The organism is Gordonia sp. Z-3, assembly GCF_036233855.1.
GTDB classification, from domain to species: Bacteria; Actinomycetota; Actinomycetes; order Mycobacteriales; family Mycobacteriaceae; genus Gordonia; species Gordonia tangerina.
Genome location: NZ_JAZARS010000002.1, coordinates 52,430 through 77,372 on the forward strand (window position 1 = coordinate 52,430; position 24,943 = coordinate 77,372).

Annotated in this window: 27 protein-coding genes and 1 tRNA gene; 13 read left to right on the forward strand and 15 right to left on the reverse strand. The window is 66.7% G+C overall.

What is annotated here, in order from left to right:
- Window position 1: 1 nt before the first annotated feature.
- The 5 genes from VX037_RS02205 to VX037_RS02225 form a co-directional block, all read right to left on the reverse strand.
- A complete protein-coding gene (locus VX037_RS02205) occupies window positions 2-367 on the reverse strand; it encodes a GntR family transcriptional regulator (protein ID WP_235725305.1) in 366 nt (121 codons plus the stop codon).
- Window positions 368-369: 2 nt separating this feature from the next.
- Window positions 370-1,605, reverse strand: coding sequence for an arginine deiminase (locus tag VX037_RS02210; RefSeq protein WP_328713060.1), 1,236 nt, complete (start codon window positions 1,603-1,605; stop codon window positions 370-372).
- A 38-nt stretch (window positions 1,606-1,643) separates the two neighbouring features.
- Window positions 1,644-2,870: an MFS transporter gene (locus tag VX037_RS02215; RefSeq protein ID WP_266059741.1), complete on the reverse strand. Its 1,227-nt coding sequence runs from the start codon at window positions 2,868-2,870 to the stop codon at window positions 1,644-1,646.
- Between the two features lie 109 nt (window positions 2,871-2,979).
- The gene (soxR, locus tag VX037_RS02220; protein WP_266059742.1) at window positions 2,980-3,426 is read right to left on the reverse strand and encodes a redox-sensitive transcriptional activator SoxR; all 447 of its coding nucleotides are present in this window, start codon (window positions 3,424-3,426) and stop codon (window positions 2,980-2,982) included.
- A gap of 67 nt (window positions 3,427-3,493) precedes the next feature.
- The gene (locus VX037_RS02225; protein WP_287015580.1) at window positions 3,494-4,351 is read right to left on the reverse strand and encodes a universal stress protein; all 858 of its coding nucleotides are present in this window, start codon (window positions 4,349-4,351) and stop codon (window positions 3,494-3,496) included.
- A 136-nt stretch (window positions 4,352-4,487) separates the two neighbouring features.
- Here VX037_RS02225 and VX037_RS02230 point away from each other — a divergent pair, with 136 nt between their 5' ends.
- On the forward strand, window positions 4,488-4,880 hold the full coding sequence (locus VX037_RS02230; protein ID WP_287015544.1) for a hypothetical protein: 393 nt from the start codon (window positions 4,488-4,490) through the stop codon (window positions 4,878-4,880).
- 45 nt (window positions 4,881-4,925) lie between these two features.
- On the opposite strand, the gene VX037_RS02235 is transcribed toward VX037_RS02230, so the two are convergent.
- Entirely contained in the window at window positions 4,926-5,177 is a 252-nt protein-coding gene (locus tag VX037_RS02235) for a type B 50S ribosomal protein L31 (protein ID WP_287015545.1), read from the reverse strand.
- Window positions 5,178-5,180: 3 nt separating this feature from the next.
- A complete protein-coding gene (gene mrf / locus VX037_RS02240; RefSeq protein WP_442903633.1) occupies window positions 5,181-6,488 on the reverse strand; it encodes a ribosome hibernation factor-recruiting GTPase MRF in 1,308 nt (435 codons plus the stop codon).
- Between the two features lie 168 nt (window positions 6,489-6,656).
- On the opposite strand from mrf, the gene rpmB reads away from it, so the two are divergent.
- The 4 genes from rpmB to rpsR are packed head-to-tail and all read left to right on the forward strand — an operon-like array spanning window position 6,657 to window position 7,653.
- On the forward strand, window positions 6,657-6,893 hold the full coding sequence (rpmB, locus tag VX037_RS02245) for a 50S ribosomal protein L28 (RefSeq protein WP_235725297.1): 237 nt from the start codon (window positions 6,657-6,659) through the stop codon (window positions 6,891-6,893).
- On the forward strand, window positions 6,893-7,057 hold the full coding sequence (gene rpmG, locus VX037_RS02250; protein WP_235725296.1) for a 50S ribosomal protein L33: 165 nt from the start codon (window positions 6,893-6,895) through the stop codon (window positions 7,055-7,057). Before rpmB ends, rpmG begins: the two co-directional genes overlap by 1 nt.
- A complete protein-coding gene (gene rpsN, locus VX037_RS02255; RefSeq protein ID WP_235725295.1) occupies window positions 7,057-7,362 on the forward strand; it encodes a 30S ribosomal protein S14 in 306 nt (101 codons plus the stop codon). Before rpmG ends, rpsN begins: the two co-directional genes overlap by 1 nt.
- 27 nt (window positions 7,363-7,389) lie before the next feature.
- Window positions 7,390-7,653, forward strand: coding sequence for a 30S ribosomal protein S18 (rpsR, locus tag VX037_RS02260; protein WP_372475271.1), 264 nt, complete (start codon window positions 7,390-7,392; stop codon window positions 7,651-7,653).
- 8 nt (window positions 7,654-7,661) lie between these two features.
- Here the strand turns inward: rpsR and VX037_RS02265 are convergent, their stop codons facing one another.
- Window positions 7,662-9,470: a cation:proton antiporter gene (locus VX037_RS02265; RefSeq protein ID WP_266059750.1), complete on the reverse strand. Its 1,809-nt coding sequence runs from the start codon at window positions 9,468-9,470 to the stop codon at window positions 7,662-7,664.
- A 200-nt stretch (window positions 9,471-9,670) separates the two neighbouring features.
- Between VX037_RS02265 and VX037_RS02270 the strand changes: the two genes are divergently transcribed.
- The 4 genes from VX037_RS02270 (at window position 9,671) to VX037_RS02285 (ending at window position 14,300) form a co-directional block, all read left to right on the forward strand.
- Window positions 9,671-10,684, forward strand: a complete 1,014-nt coding sequence (locus tag VX037_RS02270; protein ID WP_287015550.1) for an AurF N-oxygenase family protein — start codon at window positions 9,671-9,673, stop codon at window positions 10,682-10,684.
- 34 nt (window positions 10,685-10,718) lie between these two features.
- A complete protein-coding gene (locus VX037_RS02275; RefSeq protein WP_328713063.1) occupies window positions 10,719-12,242 on the forward strand; it encodes a 4Fe-4S binding protein in 1,524 nt (507 codons plus the stop codon).
- 123 nt (window positions 12,243-12,365) lie between these two features.
- The gene (locus VX037_RS02280; RefSeq protein WP_328713064.1) at window positions 12,366-13,301 is read left to right on the forward strand and encodes an EamA family transporter; all 936 of its coding nucleotides are present in this window, start codon (window positions 12,366-12,368) and stop codon (window positions 13,299-13,301) included.
- Between the two features lie 201 nt (window positions 13,302-13,502).
- Complete coding sequence (locus VX037_RS02285; RefSeq protein WP_328713240.1) at window positions 13,503-14,300, forward strand: maleylpyruvate isomerase family mycothiol-dependent enzyme; 798 nt, start codon at window positions 13,503-13,505, stop codon at window positions 14,298-14,300.
- A 33-nt stretch (window positions 14,301-14,333) separates the two neighbouring features.
- Here the strand turns inward: VX037_RS02285 and VX037_RS02290 are convergent, their stop codons facing one another.
- Window positions 14,334-14,945 carry a helix-turn-helix domain-containing protein gene (locus tag VX037_RS02290; protein WP_235726175.1) on the reverse strand — a complete coding sequence of 204 codons (612 nt, stop codon included), beginning with the start codon at window positions 14,943-14,945 and terminating at the stop codon, window positions 14,334-14,336.
- Window positions 14,946-14,963: 18 nt separating this feature from the next.
- Between VX037_RS02290 and VX037_RS02295 the strand changes: the two genes are divergently transcribed.
- Together VX037_RS02295 and VX037_RS02300 are read left to right on the forward strand one after the other, a co-directional pair.
- Window positions 14,964-15,698, forward strand: coding sequence for an AzlC family ABC transporter permease (locus VX037_RS02295; protein WP_328713065.1), 735 nt, complete (start codon window positions 14,964-14,966; stop codon window positions 15,696-15,698).
- Window positions 15,695-16,015, forward strand: coding sequence for an AzlD domain-containing protein (locus VX037_RS02300; RefSeq protein ID WP_235726177.1), 321 nt, complete (start codon window positions 15,695-15,697; stop codon window positions 16,013-16,015). The genes VX037_RS02295 and VX037_RS02300 overlap by 4 nt, the downstream gene beginning before the upstream one ends.
- Before the next feature lie 64 nt (window positions 16,016-16,079).
- Here the strand turns inward: VX037_RS02300 and VX037_RS02305 are convergent, their stop codons facing one another.
- The gene (locus tag VX037_RS02305) at window positions 16,080-17,441 is read right to left on the reverse strand and encodes a DEAD/DEAH box helicase (protein ID WP_328713066.1); all 1,362 of its coding nucleotides are present in this window, start codon (window positions 17,439-17,441) and stop codon (window positions 16,080-16,082) included.
- 461 nt (window positions 17,442-17,902) lie between these two features.
- Between VX037_RS02305 and VX037_RS02310 the strand changes: the two genes are divergently transcribed.
- On the forward strand, window positions 17,903-18,391 hold the full coding sequence (locus tag VX037_RS02310) for an FBP domain-containing protein (protein ID WP_235726179.1): 489 nt from the start codon (window positions 17,903-17,905) through the stop codon (window positions 18,389-18,391).
- 6 nt (window positions 18,392-18,397) lie between these two features.
- Here VX037_RS02310 and VX037_RS02315 read toward each other — a convergent pair whose 3' ends face one another.
- Both VX037_RS02315 and VX037_RS02320 read right to left on the reverse strand, forming a co-directional pair.
- On the reverse strand, window positions 18,398-20,053 hold the full coding sequence (locus VX037_RS02315; RefSeq protein ID WP_328713068.1) for a putative bifunctional diguanylate cyclase/phosphodiesterase: 1,656 nt from the start codon (window positions 20,051-20,053) through the stop codon (window positions 18,398-18,400).
- A 353-nt stretch (window positions 20,054-20,406) separates the two neighbouring features.
- Window positions 20,407-20,479, reverse strand: a tRNA-Ala gene (locus tag VX037_RS02320).
- A gap of 139 nt (window positions 20,480-20,618) precedes the next feature.
- Here VX037_RS02320 and VX037_RS02325 point away from each other — a divergent pair.
- Window positions 20,619-21,377 (forward strand): hypothetical protein, encoded by a 759-nt coding sequence (locus VX037_RS02325; protein ID WP_328713070.1) that lies wholly within the window; start codon window positions 20,619-20,621, stop codon window positions 21,375-21,377.
- Here the strand turns inward: VX037_RS02325 and sepX are convergent.
- The 3 genes from sepX to glp form a co-directional block, all read right to left on the reverse strand.
- A complete protein-coding gene (gene sepX / locus VX037_RS02330; RefSeq protein ID WP_328713071.1) occupies window positions 21,358-22,770 on the reverse strand; it encodes a divisome protein SepX/GlpR in 1,413 nt (470 codons plus the stop codon). The genes VX037_RS02325 and sepX overlap by 20 nt on opposite strands.
- Window positions 22,771-22,916: 146 nt before the next feature.
- On the reverse strand, window positions 22,917-23,573 hold the full coding sequence (locus tag VX037_RS02335) for a GNAT family N-acetyltransferase (protein WP_235724691.1): 657 nt from the start codon (window positions 23,571-23,573) through the stop codon (window positions 22,917-22,919).
- Window positions 23,574-23,594: 21 nt separating this feature from the next.
- The gene (glp, locus tag VX037_RS02340; protein ID WP_235724692.1) at window positions 23,595-24,899 is read right to left on the reverse strand and encodes a molybdotransferase-like divisome protein Glp; all 1,305 of its coding nucleotides are present in this window, start codon (window positions 24,897-24,899) and stop codon (window positions 23,595-23,597) included.
- Window positions 24,900-24,943: the final 44 nt, after the last annotated feature.

Here is a 24,943-nt window from a genome sequence, read left to right on the forward strand (position 1 = left end):
GTCACCCGTTGACGACCTGACGCACCAGGGCCACGATGGCGTCGTCGTCGATACCCAGTTGCCGCAAGGCTGCGACATGGTCCACGGTCGCCTGTTGGGCCCGGTCGCGGGCGGTGTCCTGTCCGGCCTTGATGAACGAACCGTGCCGACCACGGGTCTCGATGACCCCGGCGGACTCCAGTTCGCGGTAGCTCTTGGCCACCGTGTTGGGCGCCAGATCGAGATCGGCCGCCAACCGACGGACGGTCGGGATGCGTTGCCCCACCAGGAGGTCGCCGCGCCGGATGAGTTCGATGATGCCGCTGCGCACCTGTTCGAACGGCGGGCCACCGTCGGGATCGATCGTGAGACTCTCACCCAGATCCATCGTCAGGTCCCGCCCAGCTCGTCGCGGGCCAGCGGACACGACATACACCGCGGTCCACCGCGGCCCGACCCGAGCTCACGGCCCTCGATCTCGAACACCTGGATCCCCGAATCCCGCAGGCGGCGGTTGGTTTCCACGTTCCTGTTGTAGGACACCACGACACCCGGGCTCAGCGCCAGCGTGTTGTTACCGTCATCCCATTGTTCGCGTTCGGCGGTCACCGGGTCGAGCCCGGTGTCGATGACCCGCAGCTTCTCGATTCCCATCGCCTCGGCCGCCGCGTCCACGAAGGGTCGGGGCCCGGACACGCTCACCACGTCGCCGACCGATCGGATCGTGAACGCCGACATCGTCTCGGCGATGTTCGGATACATCACCACCGCGTCGACATCGACCATGGTGCACACCGTGTCGAGATGCATGAACGCACGGGCCTGTTCGATCGGGACCGCCAGCACGGTGTGCGCCAACTCGTCGTCGAAGAGACTGCGGGCCAGCGCTTCCGCGCCGGCCGGGGTGGTTCGCTCCCCCACCCCAACCGCCACCACTCCTGGTGCGAGCAACAGCACGTCGCCACCTTCGACGGGCGCGACCTGCGACTCGTAGGCGCGGCGCGCGCCCCGGAACCGCGGATGATGGGCGTAGATGATGTCGGTCAACGACGTCTCCCGCACCCGCGCAGGAAGTGCCAGCGAGGTGATCGCGAAACGCGGACCGATCCAGAACGAGCTGTCCCGGGTGAACAACAGATTCGGCAACGGTTCGATCGCGAATTCGGGGCCGTGGTGCATCCGTCGAACCAACGACGACGACGCAGCCGCCGGGGTCACCGGCAACTCGTCGAAGGTCATCCCGGCCGTCAGCACATGCGCGAGTTCGGCCGCCGGCAGACCCCGTAGGTGAGCAGCGAGGTCCTCGGCGAGATGTGTCCCCAGACGGCGCGGACTGACCGCCGAACTGATGCCCTGAATGCGCGCGGCGCCACTGTGTCCGATCGTCTCGGTCAGCAGGTCACCCAGCAGGTGGACGTCGACGCCGTTGGCCCGCAGCACGTCGGCGAAGGCATCGTGTTCTTCCTGAGCCCGCGCCACCCAGGGCAGTCCGTCGAAGAGCAACTGATCGTTGTTACGCGGGGTGAGCCGGAGCAGTTCGTCGCCCGGACGATGCAGCATCACCGCACGCAGCCTGCCGACCTCGGACCGCGATCCCAGCGAGTAGTCGGCTGCCATGGCACTCATGGCTCAACGGTAGTTCGTCACCGGCGATCTCACCCGGATTAGGGATCGTTCGGGTCGCGTTCCACCTCGGTCAGGTGTGGGCCGCTGCCCACCACCGCGGGGGCGGTCTCGCCGGCGAACGACCACAGGACGAACGCCACCGCCGTCACGATACCGGTCAACAGAAATGCCGGGCCGAATCCGGCGCGGTCGGCGACGAAACCGGCCACCACGGGTCCGCTCACCGCGCCGAGATCCGAGGACATACCGTAGGCCGCCAATGCCGACCCGCCCTGCTGCCGATTGCCCAACACGTCGGCCAGCGCCGCCTGATGTGTCGGTGCGAACAGGCCGGAGCCGACGCCGGCGACAAGACAGAGTCCCAGCGCCACCAACAGATTGGGCGACAGGCCGAGCGCACCGGTGGCGATCGTGGCGATGGCGAGGCCGGGCAGCATCACCGGCCGCCGACCGAAGGTGTCCGACAGTCGTCCGGCCACGACGATGGCGGCGACGTTGCCGACCGCATAGACGGCCAGCGCCACCCCGGCCATCGCGGCTCCCTCGTCGAGTCCGTCGGTGATGAACAACGGCACCACCGCGACCCGAACCCCCATCGACGCCCATCCCTGCGCGAAGTTCGACGCGAGGACGGCCCGGTAGGTGCTGTTGCGCAGTGCGGTCCGAAATGCGATGACGCCGGCGCTCGGAGCCGACGACGGGTCGGGTCGCCCACCCTGGTCACGCAACTGGGTGGCCACCACCGCCGCCGCGATCATCAGGGCGATCGAATACACGACGAACGGCATCCGTAGACCGAAATTGACCAGGGCGCTGCCGATCAGCGGACCGGTGATGTTTCCGATCAGGAATCCGGCCGAGAAGTACCCTGATACTCGTCCACGGATCTCGCCGGGCGCCATCCGGATCAGCAGCGCCATTGCCGACACCGTGAACATGGTGGAACCGACCCCGCCGGCCGCGCGGAACAGCAGCAGTTGCCAATAGCCCTGCGCAAAAGCACATGCGAACGTGCTACCCGCGACGATGAGCAGTCCGATGAGATAGATCCGACGCTCGCCGAAGACGGTGACGAGGCGACCGGTGGTGGGGGCGAACAGCAACCGCATGACCGCGAATGCGGAGACGACCGCCGATGCCGCGGTGAAGCTGACGTTGAAGCTGCGCGCGAATGCCGGCAGTGCCGGCGCGATGAGGCCGTATCCGAGTGCGATGACGACGTTGGCGGCCAGCAGAACCCAGATTCCGCGGGGGATCTGTCTCACGATGCCGGTCTTGTCGTGTCGATATCTGGGGCCATGATGATCACGACACTATCGACCCGCGACGTCACGATGCCCGGCGGCATCGATCATCGTCGGCGCTCAGGACCACTCAGTCACGTATCAGCCGCCGCGGTCCGGGACCGAGTTTGTTCATCTCGTCGCCGGGGTTGAGCAGATGGCACTCCCCCAGCGACAGACAACCGCATCCCACGCAGGAGCCGATCATGTCGCGCATGTTCTCCAGCAGGGCGATGCGGTTGTTGATGTCGTCGATCCATCGTTTGGAGGCGGCCTCCCACATCGACTTCGGCGGCGACTCGTGGTCACCGAGTTCGCCGAGCACATCGGCGATCACGGCCAACGGGATGCCGGCGGTCTGCGAGGCACGGATGAAGGCGACGCGGCGCAGCATCGCACGATGGTACCGGCGCTGGTTTCCCGAGGTCCGTCGACTGAAGATCAGTCCCTGGTCCTCGTAGAAGCGCACCGCCGACGGCGCGATGCCGGCCCGCTGCGCCAGCTCTCCCACCGACAGCTCCAGCTTCTTCAGCGACACGCCACCATGGTAGGTCGACACCCACCGAACCCGAGAGCGTCCGGTATGCGGCGCCCTAGAGGTGAGATCACTCCCGCACGACCATCACCGGGCACTCGGCCTGGTGCAGGATCTTCTGGCTGGTCGAGCCCAGCAGCAGCCCGGTGAAGCCGCCGCGGCCTCTGCTCCCGACCACGATCAGTTGCGCATCGCCGGCCGCATCGAGCACGGCCTTGGCCGGTTCCTCCGGAATCACCACCCGTTCGACGACGACGTCGGGATGGTCGGCCGAGTAGCCGGCGAGGCGTTCGGCGACGGCCTCGACCGCTTCGCCCGACATCCGAGTGACCTCGGCGGGCTCGATGCCGTAGCCGTGCAGGGCGTCCACGTCGAGGGGAGTCCAGGTGTGCACGGCCACGAGCTTGGTGTTGCGCAGCGCGGCCTGCCGAAAGGCTTCGGCCACCGCCACATCGCTGACCGGCGAATCGTCGACACCCACCACAACCGGCCCGTCCCCGCCCGCACCGGCAACCACGACGACGCGACCGTGGAAGTGTGCGGCGACACTGACGCTGACCGACCCCAGGAACAAGCCCTTGATCGAGCCCAATCCGCGAGTACCGAGCACGATGGTGCCGGCATCCTTCCCGAGCTCGAGCAGCACACGCGCGGCGTCACCTTCGGCGGTCGAGGTGTGCAGGGTCACCTCTGGAGCCGTCTGCTTGGCCAGCTCGGCGGCGGCGTGTACCGCGTCGGTGGCGTCCTGTCGGATCGCGTCGACGACGTCTTGCGGGATGATCAGACCCGGTGCGTAGTTGCTGGTGCTGATGTCGTAGACACCGACCAGCTTCAGTTCCACGCCTTCGGTCACGGCCGCCTTCGCAGCCCACCGGACGGCGGCGTCCGAGGCATCCGATCCGTCCACACCGACGAGAATCGCGCTCATTTCGGTCCACTCCTCACTCGTGTCCACCAAGGTCCTCCTCTGTCATCCTGCCCCTGCGCGGCCGTTCGAGCAAAGGGCAGAAAGTCCCGGTCACAGGAGGTTTCATCGACCGCGTAGGGTGGAGTTGAGGTGAGCGATGACCAACCATGAGCAACTACACCGCGAGCGGGGGACACCGGGCGCACCGTCGAAGACCGACGAAAACCGTGCGACACCCAACGACTTCGGGCGGACCGGACCGGCACCGCGCGGAAACGAGGTGCGTTCGGCCATCGTGCACGGTGTCGCGACACTGGTGATCGCACTGATCGTGGCGACGGTCGCCGGTGCCACCGACGGCACCGCCGAGACCGCACTGATCGTGCTCGCGCCGATCGTGGTGCTGATCGGTGCGCTGACCGCGTTGTGGCGCACCTATCGAAGTTGGCGCTCCGGTGGACGGTGGCAGATCTGGCAGGGCGCCGCGTGGTTCCTGCTGGCGATGTTCATCTTCTTCTTGTCCGGGGTGGGCCCGCTGATCACCTCGTGACCAGATCCGCTTCGACGCTTCGACAGGACGCCTCTCCAGCCGGCGTCAGCGACCGTACCTCGGGTAGCGCCGGTTGAACTTCTCTACTCGGCCGGCCACATCGCGTACGCGTGCCACGCCGGTGTAGAACGGATGCGATTCGCTGGTCACGTCGACGGTGATGCGCGGATAGGTGTTGCCGTCGGTCCACTCGACGTGATCGTCGGACGTGGCAGTCGATCGGGTGAGGAACTGCGAACCCGTGGACGCATCGCGGACGACGACGGGATGGTAGTCGGGGTGGATGTCTCGTTTCATCGGTCAGGCCTCTCGTTGGTCGGTGTTGTCGGTGATCGACACGGCGTCGACGGTCTCGGTGTCGGACAGATCGAGATCGTCGCAGGGATCGGTATGAAATCCGCCGAACGGATCGTCGAGGGTCGCCCAGAACTCCTGTCCGGCGGCGAATTCGACTTCGTTCAGACACGCATCCCGCAGTGCGTCCTGGATTTCGGATGCGTCTGCGCGATGAACCAGGGCCACCAGAGATGTGTGCCGATCGCCGTAGCGCTCGTCCCACCGCAGGGCCGCCATCGCGCGCCGTTCCGCCGGCTCCCGGTCGACCTCCGACTCGTCCATCGCGGCAAGCCATGCGCCACCGCGGGCAACCTGCAGGGCACCACCGGCCGACTCGAGCCATAGGGCCTCTGCGGGCTGGGTCGCGATCCACAGCCTGCCGCGTGCGGTCACCACCCCGTCGAGCAGGGCGTCGATGGCATCGTGCAGTCGCCCCGGGTGCATGGGCCGTTCGGAGTGGAATTCCACCCAGGACACGCCGCAGTCGGCGTCCAGTGGCGGCTCGCCGCGCAACAACGGGTCGTGCGGGGCGTCCACACGGCCCCGGCGCGACATCGGCGCCACCGCGGCGAGCAGGCGCTCCACGAGAATCGTCGTCACCGGACGCTGCGGCAACTCGATCATGATGGGCGCGTTCGGGGCGAGTCGCTTCAGCACAGCGGTCAACCGCGCGGACTCCCACGCGTCCCGCATAGCGGGATCGCAGCCCGCCACCACGAGCGCGTCGGCAAATGCCACCTGGCCGACTGCCACCTGCGCCAGTGTGCGGTCGTCGTCGACATGACCGAACCCGGCCTCGGCGAGAGTGTTGTCGCCGGTTGCCGACTCGAGCCAATCCTGCTCCGCGACGCAGGTTATCGTCGCCTCGATCCGGACATCACGCGATGCCGGACCGTCGACGAAGCCGGGCATTGACTCGACCACGACCTCGTCGATCGCCCAGGCGATGCGCTCGGGTTCGAGGATCGGATCCAGGGTCAACACGATCCGGCGCACCGACGAACGTCGATGGAGCCTGCGCAACAGCGGGAGCAGATCCTCACGAAGCGTGCAAGGCACGCATCCGTGGGCGAGTTCGACGCCGATTGTCCGTTCGCGTCGCCGCCCATCCGGGTCAACCCAGCTCATGAGCCGAGCCACCCTGCCGTCAGCGACGTGCGAGAAGTCGTGATGCACCAGGACGGTCCCTGCGGTATCCAAACTCATCTCACCCGTGAGAGCATCCCCGACCCGCGATACCGCCGCCGCCTCAAGCCCCGTCACGAGCACGATCGGCGTCCGCTCGTCGGTCGTCGATGGCGCGCCACGTCGCCGAGCCGGTCCTCCGTCGTTCACCGTCTACCACCTTCTTGACAACAATTTCCATTTAGTCGAGACCGACGGTACCGTGACAGCCACACAAACGCCAATCATTTCCAATAGCACGAGAGGAGCACCTCAATGTCCCAACGCTGTCAGGTGACCGGCCGCGAACCCGGGTTCGGCAAACAGGTGTCACATTCGCACGTCCGCACGTCGCGGCGGTGGAACCCCAATATCCAGCGCCGGCGCTACTACGTGCCCGGCGAGGGCCGCTACGTGACCCTGCGCGTGAGCGCCAAGGGAATCAAGACCATCGACAAGGTCGGAATCGAGTCGGTTCTCGCGACGATCCGTGCGCGCGGAGAGAAGATCTGATGGCCCGCAACGAGATCCGACCGATCATCAAGCTGCGGTCGACGGCCGGCACCGGCTACACCTACGTCACGCGCAAGAACCGGCGCAACGACCCCGACCGGATGGTGTTGCGCAAGTACGACCCAGTCGTGCGCAAGCACGTCGACTTCCGAGAGGACCGCTGATGGCCAAGAAGTCCAAGATCGTCCGCGACCGACAACGGCGCGAGATCGTCGCCCGGTATGCGCAGACCCGCGCCGAGCTCAAACGGACCATCGCCGCGTCGACGTCGTCCCCCCGGCAACGGGGAGACGCCCAGCGCCGGTTGCAGCGACTACCCCGCGATGCGAGTCCGACGCGGCTGCGCAACCGCGATGCCGTCGACGGACGCCCCCGCGGCTACATCGGCAAGGCCGGGCTCTCCCGGGTGCGCTTCCGCGAACTCGCCCACCGGGGCGAACTCCCCGGCATCCAGAAGTCCAGCTGGTGATCACCCATTCGAACCCGAGGTAACACAGTGGCCCGCAAACCAACTCGACCGTCCCGAGACATCCCGACGAAACGCGCGCGCAATCTGTTGCACGGTCACGGCATCCATGTCGACGGCAACAACCCCGTCGACTACAAGGATGTGGCCCTGCTCCGACAGTTCCTGTCCGACAAAGGACGCATCCGCAGCCGCCGGGTGACCGGCCTGACCCCCCAACAACAGCGCCAGGTCGCCACCGCGATCCGCAATGCCCGGGAAATGGCCCTACTGCCCTACGACACCCGACGCTGACTGCGAGCTCAATCGTCGTCGACGCGCATGTCCAGACTGATCTCCTCCGCGTCGAGTTGCGCCAGTTCGTGACTCAGCAGGTTGGAGTGGTAGGTGCCGGTCGACCGCATACGCATGAGGGTTTCCCGCTGAGCGTCGATGACCTCGCGGCGGGTCTGCTCGAACGCGGCCCGGAATGCCAGGTTGGTGCCGATCACGGTGTCGTCGGCATCGGCCTGGCGTTCCATCTTCTCGATCCGTTCACGAATCCAGGGAAAGCGTGCCGCGACATCGGATCCAGCGAGGGTTTCCGACGCCGTGCGCGACAGCTCGGCATGCAGACGAGTGCGTTCGGCCGCGCGGTCGTCGGACACATCAGCCAACCGCAGCACCCGGATCAGCCAACCGAGAGTTCCACCCTGCGCGATCAGCGAGGCCGCAGCGACCACGAACGCAATGAGCACCAACAGTTCTCGCGACGGAGTGTCGGCGGGGAGGGTCTGCGCTGCCGCCAGGGTCACGACACCACGCATCCCAGCCCAGACGATGATCGCGCCTTCTTTGGGGCCCATCGGCGAGGCGGTGTAGTAGTCGATATCGGCCATTGCACGGGTGATCCGGTCACGCACCCGCTGCGCCGATTCGGGGTTCTCGGCGAATGCGGCCGTCGACAGCTGTTCGGCTCTCGCCCGGTTCCGTTTTGCCCGACCGAACCGTAGCGAGGGCCGTCGTCCCCGCTCGGCACTGGTGGCCGCGACCCCGGTGCCATCTGCGGCCGCCCGGCGGGACTTCTCGACAATGGAGGCGTCCATGTTCTCCAGATATGGCCGCATTGCCGTACGTCGACGTGCGACCCGGTCGAGCCATACGATCAGCGGGGTCACGTAGAGCGCCCGCACCACCGCGGTCATGGCCAGCGCGGACAACCCGATCCAGACAGCTGTGACGATGCCGCCGTGGTCATTACGGACGTCGACCAACAGAGCCCACAACTCCAACCCCATCAAGAGAAAGACCCCACCTTCGGCCAGAAACTCCACCGTTCGCCAATTCTGCGCGTCCGAAACCCGATGACGGGGCGAGAGGTAGCGGACCGCGCCGGCACCGGTGATCAGGCCGGCGGTGACCGCCGCGACGAGCCCGGAGGCCCCGAGCTCCTCGGCCGGCAGGTAAGCCAGATAGGGCACTGTGAACGAGATCGCGGTGTTGACGGTGGCGTCACCGACCCGGCGCCGAACCCAGAGGTTTCCCCAACCGACTACGGCACCAATCGCCACCGCGGCGATGACCGCCCAGAGAAAGCTGACGGCCACGTGACCGAACGAGAAACCGGCAGCGGTTGCCGCGACCGCAGCCCGAAGCAGCACAAGTGCGGTGGCGTCGTTGAGCAGGCTCTCACCCTCCAAGATGGCGATCACCCGACCAGGCACGCCCAGTCGTTTGGCGATCGACGTCGCGACCGCGTCGGTCGGCGAGACGATGGCCCCCAACGCGATCCCGGTGGCCAGATCCACGCCGGGAATGATCTGGTCGAAGAAGACACCCAAGACCACCGAACTGATGACCACCAGCACCACCGACATCGCACTGATCGCCGCGAAGTCTCGCCGGAAGTCCATCGTCGGCATGGACACCGCCGCCGAGTAGAGCAGTGGCGGTAGCACGCCAATCAGGATCCATTCCGGATCGACCTCTACTTCCGGCACGAACGGCAGCACACCAATGATGGCGCCGGCAACGACCAGCAGCAATGGCGCTGCCACGCGAATCCGCGGGCCGATGACGTGCGCGGCGGCAATGCCGAGCACCGCGAGGATCACGAACAGGATTTTCTCCATGCCGACCATCCTGTCGCAGCATCGCCGATGCCGGTGCGGCACGCAGTGCCATTGCGAATTGCGACATTGAATGTTGACATATACCTGCCGTCGAACTACGTTCAGAAACCATCGACCGAGCTCTCGGCCACCTGAGTCGAGATCTTGGTCAACCGACCCGGACAGCAGGATTCTGAGCACGCAAAGGACCCGCAGCCATCATGACGAACGCCATCGACCGCATCGGCGCCACCTACGTCCCCGAGGCCCCCCAGGCGCCGGCAGACGACTACACACAGGTGCTCGACGACCTGTCGAGCGCGTCGGTGCATCGGAATTTCGACCCCTACATCGATATCGACTGGGACTCCCCGGAGATGGCCATCGTGCCCGATGACGAGCGCTGGATTCTGTCCGCCGAGGTCGACCCGGTCGGTCGACACCCCTGGTACCAGCAGCTACCCCGCGACAAGCAGATCGAGATCGGCATGTGGCGACAGGCCAATGTCGCCAAGGTCGGACTGCAGTTCGAATCGATTCTGATCCGCGGCCTCATGCAGTACAGCTTCAAATTGCCCAATGGCGCCAAGGAGTTCCGCTACACCACGCACGAATCCAAGGAGGAGTGCAATCACACCCTGATGTTCCAGGAGTTCGTGAACCGCTCCGGAATGGACGTGCCCGGCGCCAAGATCGGTTATCGCCTGATCTCGCCGCTGGTACCTCTGGCGTCGACGATCTTCCCGACGGTGTTCTTCTTCGGTGTGCTCGGCGGCGAGGAACCGATCGACCACATCCAGAAAGATTTCCTACGCACGCGCGCCAACCTGCATCCGACCATGGCCGCGGTGATGCAGCTGCACGTCGCTGAGGAGGCCCGCCACATCTCCTTCGCGCACCACCTCCTGCGCGAGACTGTGCCGCAGAAGGGTCGCGTCCAGCGATTCCTGCTGTCGTTGATGTTCCCGCTCACCATGCGCATCCTGTGCGGTGCCATCGTGGTGCCGCCGAGGTCGTTCCAGCGGCGTTTCGACATCCCGAATGAGGTGATGCGTGACATCTTCTGGCGGTCACCGGAGTCAAAGCAGTTCCTACGAAACGTATTCGGCGATGTCCGGATGCTCGGCGAGCAGTGCGGGCTGATGAACCCCGTCTCGCGCCTGTTGTGGAAGCTGCTGGGTATCGGCGGACGCCCGTCACGGTTCCGCAGCGAGCCCACCTACACCGCGGCCTGATACCGCACCCGCCCACTGCTGCAACGGAACCGAAATGCCTCACGTCGTCACACAGGCGTGCTGCGGAGATGCCTCGTGTGTCTACGCATGCCCGGTGAACTGTATCCATCCCACTCCCGAGGAGCCCGGGTTCGGCACTTCGGAGATGCTCTACATCGATCCGTCGACGTGCGTCGACTGTGGTGCCTGCGTGAGCGCATGTCCGGTGAGCGCCATCGTGCCCGGCCATCGACTCCCCGATGAACAGGCACGGTTCGCCGACATCAACGCCGCCCACTTCGATGGGCCCGCCGCAGATGCCGTCCGCTTCCCGGTCGACACCGCGCAACGACTCCCGCTGGCCCCCATCAGCAAGCCGAGGCAACTGAGTGTCGATGCGCCGTTGTCGGTGGGCATCGTGGGCTCCGGCCCGTCGGCGATGTACGCGGCCGACGAGTTGCTGCGGCATCCACAGGTCTCGGTGACCATCTACGAACGTCTGGACCGCCCGTTCGGCCTGGCCCGCTTCGGGGTGGCACCCGACCACCTCGCCACGCGATCGGTGATGAGACTGTTTGATGACATCGCACGCGAACCGCGCTGCGACATCCGGCTCAACGTCGCCGTGGGGGCTGACGTCAGGTTGGATGCACTACAGCGCCGTCATCAGGCCGTCATCTGGGCCGGCGGCGCGCCCACCGACCGGCGGCTCGACATCGAGAATGCCGACGCCCCAGGCGTCCTGAGCGCAACCGCGCTGGTCGGCTGGTACAACGGCCATCCCGATCACGCCGATCTCGATGTGGACCTCTCCAGCCGACGGGCCGTGGTGATCGGCAACGGCAACGTCGCCCTGGACGTGGCCCGAATCCTCACGGCCGATCCGGCGTCTCTCGCGGACACCACGATCTCGCGGCGCGCGTTGGCGGCGCTGCGGCGCTCCGCGATCGACGAAGTGGTGGTGCTGGGTCGTCGCGGAGCCGCCCACGCCGCGTTCACCCTGCCCGAGCTGGTGGGGTTGGTCGACACCGGCGTCAACGTGGTCCTCGACCCTGCCGATCTCGGCTCGGCGGCCGACCTGGTCGTCGACGACGCGACGACGCGAGCGAAACTGGAAGTGTTGGCAGAGGTGGCCGGTCGGCCACCCGGTGACGGACCTCGCATCCGGCTGGCCTTTCACCGTTCGCCGTCGGCGGTCCGCCTCGGCCCCGACGGCCACGTCAGCGGCCTCGTCACCGACCACACACGCATCGGAGATTCCGGGGCCGTCGAACCCACCGGCGTCTCCGAATCGATCGACACATCGCTGATTCTCACGTCGATCGGATATCGCGGCGTGGCCGTCGCGGGCCTGCCTTTCGACGACGTCCGCGGCGTCATCCCGCACGATGCCGGCCGCGTCGTAGACGACGGTGTGCCCCGCCCCGGCATGTACGTGACCGGGTGGATCAAGCGCGGCCCCTCGGGCTTCATCGGCACCAACAAGACAGACTCCGCCGAAACCGTCGCATCGTTGCTGCGCGATCACGAATCGGGGAAACTCGCGGCAACGTCCGACGCACTGAGTCCGCTCGGCTGACCGGTCGTGCCGATGTGCACGCTCGCCCTGTGACGGGGTTCGCCCGCACCGTCGGCTTCGCTACATTGTGCCGATGAGCCAATGGTGTCCCCGTACCGGGCATGATGCACGCCGACCGGTGTCGTGACAATCCGGTCACGCACGTCGACGGGTCTGGTGCTCGGCCTGGGCTCCTCGGCCGCCTTCGGGTTGTCCGGCGTGCTCGCCCGGGCAATGATCGATGCCGGGTGGACCGCCGGCGCCACCGTGACCGTACGGATCGCGCTCGGCGCGGCGATTCTTCTCGTTCCCGGAGTCGTCGCACTGCGCGGCCGCTGGGGTGCGCTGCGCCACGCATGGCCGATCCTGCTCGCCTACGGCGCTCTCGCCGTGGCCACCTGCCAGCTCGCCTACTTCTACGCGGTGACCTACCTGCAGGTGGGGGTCGCGCTGCTGATCGAGTACACCGCACCCGTGGCCGTCATCGGTTGGATGTGGCTGCGTCACCGCCAACGCCCCGGGCGGCTGACCATCATGGGTGCGGTGATTGCGCTGGCAGGTCTCGCACTCGTGCTCGATCTGCGCGGTGACGTCGGCACCGACGTGATCGGTGTCTTGTGGGCCCTGATCGCGATGGTGGGTGCGGCGGCATACTTCGTGATCTCCGCCGACGACCGGATCGCGCTACCGCCGTTGACGCTGGCGGCGGGCGGGCTCACGGTTGGTGCGGTGATCCTCGCAGTGGCCGGCCTGGTGGGGGTCTTGCCGATGGCGACGTCGTCACTCGACGTGACGCTCGCCGGCCGGTCGATGCCGTGGTGGGTACCAGCTGTCGTGTTGGGGGTGGTGAGCGCGGCTGTTGCCTACTCCATGGGTATTGCCGCCGGCCGACGCCTGGGGTCGCGGGTGATGAGTTTCGTCGGACTGTCCGAAGTGCTGTTCGCAGTCGCCTTCGCCTGGGCAGCACTCGCCGAACTACCCACCGCTGTGCAACTCGTCGGTGGTGTGTTGATCGTCGTCGGCGTGATTGTCGTGCGGTCCGGCGAAGCATCGACCCGAGGCGAAGAGCCGGTGATCTGACGAGGCAGGCAGCGCCATCGGGGGCCACCGACTGAGACAACTGTCCCAGATCTCACACTGCGGCGGCGCACACCAGATCACTGACAGCAATTGAGTTCACCACCGCACATTCCAGGTGAACAGTCGTGATTCCCCTGTCCGCCAAACGGTTCCGAGATATCCTGGCATCCACTTGTTCAGGGGGTGCCACGGGTGAGGACAATGTACTCGCGGTTCGATTACATCGACGCCGCGCGCGATTCGGGGGAACGTTTCGCCGAGTTGGTGCGGACCGTCGCCGAACCCGACGCCCGCCTCACGAGCACCCCGGGATGGACCGTGGTCGACTGCCTCGGCCACGTGGCCGCCACGCCGGGCCGCTACCTCGAACTGATCGAGGGCACGGGTTCGTGGCCGCGCCGGCCCACGGACCTACCCGATTTCAACGCCAAGCAGATAGCGAACATGTCGACCCGGGACATCCATCGGCTGACCGAGCGATTCCTCGACGACCTGGACCGCCTCCTCTACACCGTGTCACATTTCGGCGCCCGGGTACCGGTGATGAACTTCGATGCGGATTCACAGGTTCGGTCCGACGCGGCACTGGGCATCCTGATCGGCGAGTTCCTCATCCACGGTCACGACGTGGCCACCGCCGTCGGCGCGTCGTGGCAGATCGACCCGAAGGTGGCGCCCCTCGTGGCGCGCGGGCGCCATCAGGTGCTGCCTCGGTGGCTGGTGGAGTCATCGTGCGGCGGACATTCGGCGACCTATGACATCCGCCTCCGCGGGTGCGACGAAAGGTATGTCTACGAGTTCACCGACGGCCGACTCGTGATCGACCCACCGCAGTCGCGCCATCCCGACGTGCACATCAGTGTCGACCCGGTGGTAGCCATGCTGGCGGCGTACGGACGGATGTCGCCGACGTGGGCGGCCGTGACCGGCCGGGCGTTCGCCTGGGGCGCGCGCCCGTGGCTGGCCGCCGGTCTCTGCCGCCGCTTCGCACCGGCGTGATCAGATCCTTCGCCGATAGGCATCATTCCGCGATCAGGTCGATTCACTGATCATGACGGCAACGGTTTCGGGTTCGAGCGCGGCGAACACGTGCTCGACATCGCCCGCATACGACACGTAGTCACCCGCGGCCAGTTCCACCTCGCTGCCGGTGGGCCCGACTTTCGCTCTACCGCTACTGATCACCACCAGTTCCACCACGCCGCGGGCGTGCGGCGCGGAGATTCTCGGCTCACCCGGCTGCGCACGGATCAGATACAGGTCGCGCCGCGTTCCGGGCCGTGCTGTCGACAGCAGGGTCGCCGAGTAGTCGGCTGCGGCAGCCGGGATGAGTGGACCGTCGCCGAATCGAATCACCTCCACCGACCGGGTCGGTGTGTCCAACAATGCCGAGAACTGCACTCCCAGCGCCGTCGAGAGTGCCCAGAGCGTCTCTACACTCGGGTTCCCCTCGCCGGTCTCCAGCTGCGACAGGGTCGACTTCCCGATCCGGGCGCGCCGAGCCAGTTCGCCGATCGACAATCCCGCCCGGGTCCGTTCCCGCTTGAGCGCGGCAGCAACGACGCGTTTGGGATCCGACGGAGCAACATCCGTCGGATCGTTCGATTCATAGGACGATCGTCCATCTTGACGAACACCTGGCATAGGTCCACTATAGTGGACATGCGTTCGCTTCGGAGAACACTTGATCGTGCCACTGTTCGCACAGTGCTCGTCATGAGCATGTCCGTGCTGGTCATCGGCGCGTCGTATGGCGTCACCGCCCACTCCGCAGGCCTGGATTGGTGGCAGATCGTCGTCATTGCGACTGTGGTCCTCGCCGGCTCCTCGGAGTTCGTGTTCGTCGGCATCATCGCGGTGGGCGGTGCGCCCCTACTCGCCGCGCTCGCCGGTCTGGTGGTCAACACACGCAATTTCGGCTACGGACTGTCGATGGGGCGCTTCCTTCCACGCGGATGGCCGACAGCGCTCGCCGCCCACCTGATCAACGATGAGACCGCCGCGGTCACGGCCGTCGAAACCGATCAGCGGCGGGCTCGCGCCGCCTTCCTTCTCTGCGGCGCCGGAGTGCTGGTCAGCTGGCCACTCGGGTCGGCCATCGGGGTCGCGATCGGCGAGATCGTCGCGGACCCGGCGTCGCTCGGTCTCGACGCAGCCTTCCCCGCACTGCTCGCCACACTCGCCATCCCCGCACTGCGCGAACGAAAAACGCTGTGCGCCGCCCTTGTCGGCGGAGCAGCAGCCGTGGCGGCGACACCGCTCCTACCGGCCGGGGTGCCCATCCTGTGCGCCTTGGCCGGTCTGGCCGTGATCGCACGCGACCCCGGAGACAGACGTGGCACCCCGGCCGCCCAGGGCACCCCCGTCGACCATCAACTGCAGGAGTACGCACCATGAGCACCATCGACCTGCTGGCCGGAGCGGCACTGCTCGCTGTCGGTACGTACCTCATCCGGGTGGCCGGACCGGCGTTACGCAACCGCTACGAGGTGAGCCCGACCGCGGCCGCGTTGCTCGACCGGGCGGCGATCCTGCTGCTCGTCGGTGTCGCGGTGACGGGCGCGGTGTTCGCCGGTCAGGAGTTCGCCGGCTGGGCCCGTCCGGCCGGAGTGGCCGTCGGCGTGGTCGCAGCAGTCTGCCGGGCACCCCTGATGATCGTGATCCTGCTCGCGGCCGGCGTCACGGCCGGCATGCGAGCGCTCGGCGTCGCGTGAACTCGCGGTGAGGCCGACCCGGGTGGTCGGCCTCACGTTCCGCACGACGCTGGTGCCCTGCGATCTACCGCGCTCCCGCGCTGCTCCGGCTAGCCGCGGCGGCAGCACCGCGGCCACCACGGCGGGCGGTGCCACCACGCCGCCGCTGGCCGTCACTCGGGCGACGCGCGCCCTGCCCACGTCCTCGTCCGCCATTGCCGCGCTGGCCACGGGGTGCGGCGTTACGGGGCGGATTCTGCACGGGCTTGGGTTGCGGCGCCACGAACTCGGCGCGGGGGCCGATGAGATCGTCGACCTCGACGGAGGCCGCATCGACGCGGGTCGGCGCCACCTTGATGTTTGCCTTACGCAGCAGTCCCGCGACGTCGCGGCGCTGATCCGGCAGGCAGACGGTGACCACGTCGCCACTGCTGCCCGCGCGTGCGGTACGTCCCGAACGGTGCAGGTAGGCCTTGTGCTCGGCGGGCGGGTCGACGTGCACCACGAGTTCCACACCGTCGACGTGCACGCCACGCGCCGCGACGTCGGTGGCCACCAACACGCGCGCCCCGTCGCCACCGAAGGCCTTGAGGTTCCGGTCGCGTTGGGCCTGGCTGAGGTTGCCATGCAGGTCGACGGCCGGGATTCCGCCGTCGGTGAGCTTCTTGGCCAGCTTCTTGGCCTGATGCTTGGTGCGGGTGAACAGGATTCGACGCCCGCGCCCGGAGGCGAGCTCGCGCACAAGATCGTTCTTGGCGCCCGGGTCGACCTCGAAGACGTGGTGGGTCATCTGAACCGGAGCCGTGGTCTCCTCGGTGGAATGCACAGTCGGCTTGCTCAGGAAGCGCTTGGCGACCTTGTCGACCCCGTTGTCGAGCGTGGCGGTGAACAGCATGCGCTGCCCGTCGCGCGGGGTGGCGGCAAGAATGCGCGTGACACCGGGAAGGAAGCCGAGATCGGCCATGTGATCCGCCTCGTCGAGCACGGTGATCTCGACATCGTCGAGTCGCACGATGCCCTGGCCCATCAGGTCTTCGAGCCGACCGGGGCACGCGACCACAATGTCGACCCCACGGCGAAACGCCTCCTCCTGCCGATTCTGGCGGACGCCACCGAAGACGGTGGTCACGGTCAGGTTCAGCGCTTTGGCCAACGGGGTGAGCACCGCGGCGATCTGGGTCGCGAGTTCGCGGGTGGGCGCCAGCACCAGGCCGGTGGGTGCGCCCGGTCGTCGGGTGACCTCCATCTCGGCCAACCCGGCGACCATCGGGATGGCGAATGCGAGGGTCTTACCGGAGCCGGTCTTGCCGGAACCGATCACATCGTTGCCGGCCAGGGTGTCGCCGAGGGTCTCGGCCTGGATCGGGAACGGCTCGGTCTTGCCCTCGGCAGCGAGGACACGGACGAGTTCGGCAGGTACGCCGAGTGAAGCAAAAGTAGTGGACAAGGTCCGTCTTTCTCTGTGGACACCGAGCAGCGTCAGACCGCGGGTCGGGGTCGGATGGCGAAGACGCATCTGTGCGTGTTCGTTCGCCGTATGAAGTCAAAGAGCAGGCGCTTGAAGCCTGTCGAAGAAGCGTTCTACGACGCGTTGACCGCACCTGATCGGTGCATCAATGAGACCAGGCTACGCGAGGCCCGTCGACCCGGCCAAATCATCGTGATGCGCGTCATGCCTGTTGCTCCTGGTGACATGCGCGGCAGCCGAAATGACGTTGACACCTCAACCGTCGACGACGACGATGACCCACCGTGTACTCATTCGTGTCGTTGCCCACCGGGTGTGCGGAGGTTGCCGGCGTCGTGCGCGCCGACAACTGACCGCCCTGCCCCGTCGACGTGACTCCGCTCGGACCACGTCGGCAGACGCATGCCTTCACACCCCACGACATGAGGTCATCGATACACATGTATGCACTTACCGAATCCGCTATCCGTTCCTCGCTCGTCAACGCCTCGGTCCGCGAGCGCAAGGCGTTGAGCCTGCCGCTCGATTATACCGAATTGCGTTGGGAGGAAATGGATTTCCTGGGTTGGCGGGATCCAAAACTGCCGCAGGTCGGCTATCTCGTCATTCCACACGACGACACCGACGTCGGAATCATGCTGCGCCTGGGCGGTCGGCAACCACGAACCCGGCCGCAATGCTCGTTCTGCCAAGATGTCCACCTGCCCAACGAAGTGTCGTTTTACAGCGCCAAACTCGCCGGAGCCGCGGGGCGCAAAGGCGACACGGTGGGCATTCTCATGTGTTCGCGGTTCGAGTGTTCGGCGAACGTTCGGACCAGGCCGTCGGCGATCTTCGCCGGCGACGACCCCGAAGCGGTTCGGCAACAGCGAATTGCCACCTTGCGCAGGCACCTGAATGGATTTGCGCGGCGCATCCTGGTGCACTGACCACACTCAGTCGATGTCGACCAGCCGCTGCGGGAAGGCGTAGAAGAACCCCTGGGCGAAGTCGCACCCGGCGCGCACGATCGCCGCAGCCTGCCGAGACGTCTCCACCCCCTCGGCGATCACCGTGATCCCCAACGCGTGCGCGGCGGATGCGATGCCGGTCAACATCTGTTCGGCGCGGTCGGCCTCGTCGGCCGCGCCGTCCTCCATGTCGTCGACAAACGCCTTGGCCGTCTTGATGGTGGTGATGGGCATTTGGTACAGGTCGCTCAAACACATTCCGCCCGTACCGAAGTCATCGATGGCGAGCTGGCATCCGAGGTCGCGGATCGACGTCATCGTCGCCCGGATGCCCGTGCGGTCCCCGGCGGCGAGATCTCGCTCGGAGACCTCCACGCACAAGCGGCCGGGGTCCAATCCGGCGTCACCGAGCGCCAACTGCAGGCGCGGTACGAAGTGACGGTCGGCCAGTTCACGACGAGTGAAGTTCAGACACAACGTCAGTCCATCGGTCGTCCGCTCGTTCACGACGAACTCACGCATCGTGGTGTCCACGAGGTGTGCTCCGAGTTGTTCGATCAGATCAGTGCGCCGGGCGATCGCGATGAACTCACCGGGCGACACCTGGCCCAACTCCGGGTGGCGCCAACGCATCAGCGCCTCCAGCGCGACCCGCCCGTGCCCGCGCCCGACATCCACGACCGGGTGATAGTCGAAGTACAGCTGGCCGGGGTCGGAATTCACCGAGTTCCGTAGTTCGTACTCGATGCGTTGCCGCCGCAACCGGTCCGAACGGTACTGCGGGCGAAACGAGGTGTACGGCCGGCCGGCCGAGTTCGTCCTCGCCTCCTGCAAGGCGATCTCGGCGTCGCGCAACATGTCTACCGGTGCGGGATCATCCACCAAATGGCGGGCCACGGCCACCCCCACCGACGCGGTGATCCGTTCGGTTCGCCCGTCGAGCGCAATGGGCTGGTCCACGAGCTCTCGGATGCGCGAGACCTGGTTCTCGAGGCGCGCGCTCAGGTCGTCGCGGATGAGCTCGACCACCACGAACTCATCGCCACCGAGTCGGCCGATGGCGGCATCGGTGCCCAAGGCGTCCCGCAACCGGCCGCCCACCGCGGTGAGGATGTCGTCGCCGACCGTCCGCCCCAACGAATCGTTGATCACCCTGAAACCATCGAGATCCACGTAGTACACGCCCACGCTGTCCAGCGGCGCCGAACGCGTCGCCAAGTGATCGCCGATGGCGGCGAGTGTGCCTGCGCGGTTCAGCAGATCCGTCAGATCATCGTGAAACGCCCGCCATTCGAATCGACTCACGTCCCACTCGAGTCGAGCGGTTTCCTGGTGACGTTCGGTGATATCGGTGAACGTGACCACCGCCGCGAGCGTCCCGTCGTGCGCGATCTGGCGGCCGCTGCACGACAGCCAGCGCCGTCCCTGCGGCGCGATGATCGTGGCGATGTGATCGTCGAAGGGTTCCCCGGCCTGCACGCACCGGAGAATCGGTGACATCTCGGTGGCGGCGAAGTCGAGGCCGACATCGTCGATTCGCGCCCTCGTGATGTCAGATCCCAGATCCAACACGCTGCGCGCGGCCGCGTTGGCGATCTCGACGCATCCATCAGCGCCGATAACGATCACCGGTTGCGCCATGGATGCGACCACGAGCATCGCTCGGCGCCCCGCCTGCTCGTCACCCTGACCTGTATGGTCACCCCGACGGTCTGCCATCCAAGATCACGCCCCTCTGGGCGGTGACGCCAACGAGGCGACGCACTGCCTGCACGTCGAACTCATCAACGAACTTCCGGCGCGGGGCACTAATTCACACAGCACACCGGAGAATATACGTCGCTCGCGGCGGAGCGGATCGACGATCGGCCAGGCGTGAGTACCCTCACCGCACTCGACACCGAAATGCTCCAGACAAAAGCGCCCGACGCAAAGCCGCCGTCGACATTGTGTCGGCGGCGGCGCTGTGTCGGGTGCATTCAAGGCGGATTCTGTGGAGCTAAGGGGAATCGAACCCCTGACCTACTCGATGCGAACGAGTCGCGCTACCAACTGCGCCATAGCCCCGGGCGGTCGTGTGACCGGCCGTTGGCCACTCTAGCAGCCCGCACCCCGGTGCAACCAAACCACCGCACCGCCACGAAACCGGCTCGCTCGCGGACTCGGCGAAATGTTTGCCGGCCCGGGAGCGGGCTAACCTCGCGGCATGGCGAAAATGTCCGATGACCAGGTCGCGGGGGTGCTCGACCGGGCCGTGGCCGGTATCAACCCGGTGCTCGACACGCTGGCCCGGCGCGACCCACTGGGGCTCAAGAAGCACACCTTCCACGACGACCCCCACCCCGACTCCCGAGTACAACGCGCGCTGCATCTACTCGCCCAGGGCCTCGACGCCGCCGACTGGCCGGGCACGCAGGGCTGGACGCGCCGCTCGATGCACGACCGCGCCGATTGGTGGGTCAATCGGATCGGCACCGTCAACACAGTGGCCGTGGCCTACCCCGGCGTCTTCGGCGGCTGGACGCGTCGACTTCCGTTGGCCTCCGTGCTCGGCTTCGCCAATCAGGCCATCGTGCTCATCGCCATCGCCCGCGAGTACGGGGTCACCGACCGCGCCCACCAGGTGCAGTTGCTGGCGTCGGTGCTGTGCAACCGGGAGATGTCGGCCACCACGGTCGACCACGCTGCCGATCGCGCCGACACCGACGCGCACGACGCCGACCAGCACCACGGCACCACGCTGATCGGCGCGATCTGGGACATCGCCACGATCCTGCGCGGTCTTTCCGACGAGTTCGATCGGCGTCCGCAGCCCGTCCTGCCATTGCGGATGCTCGCCTACATCCCGGTGGTCGGGGCTCCGGTGACCTATATCGGGGAACGCCTCGCGTTGTCACAGGCAACGCGTCGCGGCCGCAAGTGGATCGCCGATCACCCTGCGGCGATCAGCCGGCGACCCGCCTGAGGCCGTCGTCCTCGCGCATGATGCGCCGACGCTGGAACGGCGGCAGATGGTCGAAGACCGGGTCCTCGTCGTCGATCTCGAGAACTGTGGCACCCCCGGGTCGCCGCAACCGGGGCGGCGGCGGTGCGGATTCGAACGCCGCCGCCGCGTCGGCCCGACGCTGACGCGACGCGAGTTCACGTTCGGACCGGCGCGCCCGTGCGGCCCGCTGAGCGCGAATCTTCTGCTCCAGCGCGACGGTCCGGCGCAGGTAGCCGAGGTAGGCCACGAGCATCACGGCGAGGACACCGGTGGCGATCCAGCCGGCTAACCCGACGAAGAAGCCGACGCCACCGGCAATCACCAGCAGCGTCAGCAATCCGATCAGAACACGCTGACGTTCCCGGTAGCGGAGTTCGGACTGGCGGGCATCCGGTGAGTACACCGAACGTCGTCGCGACCGCGAAGCGGTATCCGCGCTTCGCCGCCGGGAACGGGCGGGCGCCTCGGCCACACCGTCGCGGTCGGTCTCGACGTCATCCGCCAGATCGTCGTACTCGTCGGCGTCCGCATAGTCGTCAGCGTCATAGTCATTCGAGTCGTCGAACTCGACCTCGTCAAACTCGTCGTCGGCGCCATACTCGTCGTCCACGTCGTAATCATCTTCGTAGTCATCGGCGTCATCGGCGTCGTCGGTCGCGAACTCGGAATCGCTGTCCACGAACTCGTCGTCGAACTCGTGATCGTCAGTCGGTCCCTCTAGGTCACCGTCATCCAGGTCGGCCGGCTCGTGCTCCCCGGTCGCCGTCTCCTCCATCGAGGCGATCTCGGCATCCTCCACGTCGTCGAGTTCCTCGTCGACGTCGTCACGCTCGGCGTCGACGAATTCTCCGTCGAGGGTGATCTCCTCGTCGTGATCGGCATCGTGGTCCGCGTCCGACTCGTCTTCCAGGTCGCAATCGGCGGAGATATCGGAACCGTCGGTGTCGTCGACGCTCGGCGCAACGGTGTCGGCCACCCTCGCGCGCCGCATCGTCGTCTGGACTGCGTCGTCGTCGGCGTCCGCATCGGCAGAGATCGTGTCGTGGTCAGCGTCGAACCGATCGGAATCGACGTTCTCGACGTCGGACTGGTCGCCTTCGGCCCGCTCGTCATCCTCCTCGTCGAGGACCGTGGTGGCCGACTCGGCGCGGTCGGACTTCGCGCGCCGCGACGTCCACGACGGGTCATGCGGGTGAGATCCGGCCGAGCGTCGACGGTCGCTGCGGGTTCGCGTCCCGCCGCGGTGCAACAGACGCGTCTCCTTCGCGGCCACTGTGGATTTCCGCATCTGCGGTCGGCCCTTGATGACCATCGGAACCAGCACGAAAAGCCATACGGCCACGAGGCAGACCCACAAGACTGAGTTCGGCATGCGACTCTCCCTTCTTTCACTCTGGTTACACGAGGCCACCTCACAATTTAGGCGCACGGACAGTGCACCCAGCGCAGACGCGCCGAGGCCCATGAACATTCGACGGATTCACAGGGCGCTCTCAGCCCGCCGCGCGCGAGGGGGGCTCAGTGAAAGGAAGCGCGCCCGGACCGGACGAGTGTCTCTGCGGCACTGCCGGTGACCTCTTCGGCGGTCAACGCGAACAGGATGTGATCACGCCAGCGCTTGTTGACGTCCATGTAGCGCTCCAACAAGCCCTCGCGACGGAAGCCGACCTTCGTCAGGACCGCTTGGGAAGCGACGTTGGCGGGTTGCACGGTGGCATCGAGACGATGCAACCCGACCTGACCGAAACAATGATCCACACCGAGCGCCACTGCCGCGGTGGCGATTCCCTGGCCGACATGTGATGCGTCGACCCAATACCCGATCCACGCGCTGCGCACCGCACCGCGCTGCACATTGCCGATGGTGAGCTGCCCGATGTAGACGCCGTCCAGCTCGATCACGAAGGGCAACACACTGCCGCGTTTGGCCTCCGACCGGAGCACCGAGTACAGCGGTGGCCAGGCACTGGGTTGGTGACGTTCGGCCCACGACCCGATCCCGGTCGGCTCCCACGGCATCAGCGTGTTCTGGTTTCGGATGCGCAACGTGCTCCAGGCCTTGGCGTCGCGCATCTTGACCGGGCGCAACATCACCGCGCCCGCCTGCGTATGCAGGGGACCCAATGTCGCGGGCCAGCCAGGATTGATCTGCGCCCCCGACAACCACCTCAACACGAGAGTGAGTTTATGTCCGCGTCAACCGCGCTGCGCCAGGAACGCGACCTCGACCTCATCGCCGATGGCCAGCTCCTCCACATCCGGTTCGACGATGATCAGACAATTCGCCTCGGCGAGTTCGGCGAGCAGGTGGGAACTGCCCGTGGGCGACGCGCCGATCACCTGCACCAGGTACTCACCGGAACGCTCGTCGCGCATCAACTGGCCGCGCAGATAGCCTTTACGGCCCTGCACCGAGGCGATCGGTCCGATGGTCCGGGCGGTGATGACCCGTCGCATCGGCTGACGTTTGCCGAGGGCGATCCGGATCAACGGGCGCACCATCACCTCGAAGGTGACCAATGCACTGACCGGATTGGACGGTAACAGGAAGGTCGGCACCTCGTCGCGCCCGAGACGACCGAATCCCTGTACCGACCCCGGGTGCATCGCCACCCGGAGGATCTCGAGCTCACCCAGATCACTCAGCGCCTCGGCGACGGCCCGCGACGCACTGCCTCCCACGGCCCCGCAGATCACCACGATCTCGGACCGGATCAGTTGCGCCTCAACGACTTCCCGCATTCGGGAGATCTCCCGTTCGGCGATGCCCACCCGGTTGACGTCGGCACCGGCGTCGCGGGCCGCGGCCGCCAAGGCGTAGCTGTTGACATCGTAGATCTGTCCCGGCCCCGGCGAACGATCGATGTCGACGAGTTCGCTGCCGATCGAGATCACCGACAGCCGCGGCCGCGGATGGACCATCACGCGCGCCTGGCCGACCGCTGCCAGCAGACCCACCTGCGCGGGCCCGATGATCGATCCGGCACGCACCGCGACGTCGCCGGGCTGCACGTCGTCGCCGATCCGGCGAACATAGTCACCGCTCTCGACTGCGTGGCCGACCTTGACCTTCTTCTCGCCGCCGTCGGTCCACCGCAGCGGGACGACGGCATCGGCCAGTGTGGGCATCGGCGCGCCGGTCTCCACGCGGACCGCCTGGCGCGGCTGCAGCCGGGTGGGTGTGCGTGCGCCGGGTTCCACCGACCCGACCACCGGCAGGGACACGATCATCTCCGTGCCGGGTTCGAGATCCACCAGCTCCGCCCCACCGGGATCGAAGTCCTCGATGTCTTCGGGTGCGATCGTGCCGGCCAGGTCCACATCGACCGCCCGCACCGCATAGCCGTCGATCGCGGCCTGGTCGAAGCCGGGCATGGGCCGTTCGGTGACCACCTCTTCGGCACACATCAGGCCCTGCGCCTCAGAGATCGCGACACGCACCGGCCGCGGCGCCACCGCGGCAGCGGTCACCCGGGTCAGATGATCTTCGACCGAACGCATCTCACCTCTCGCCCCATCTCGGCTGACAGACTTGACCAGACATT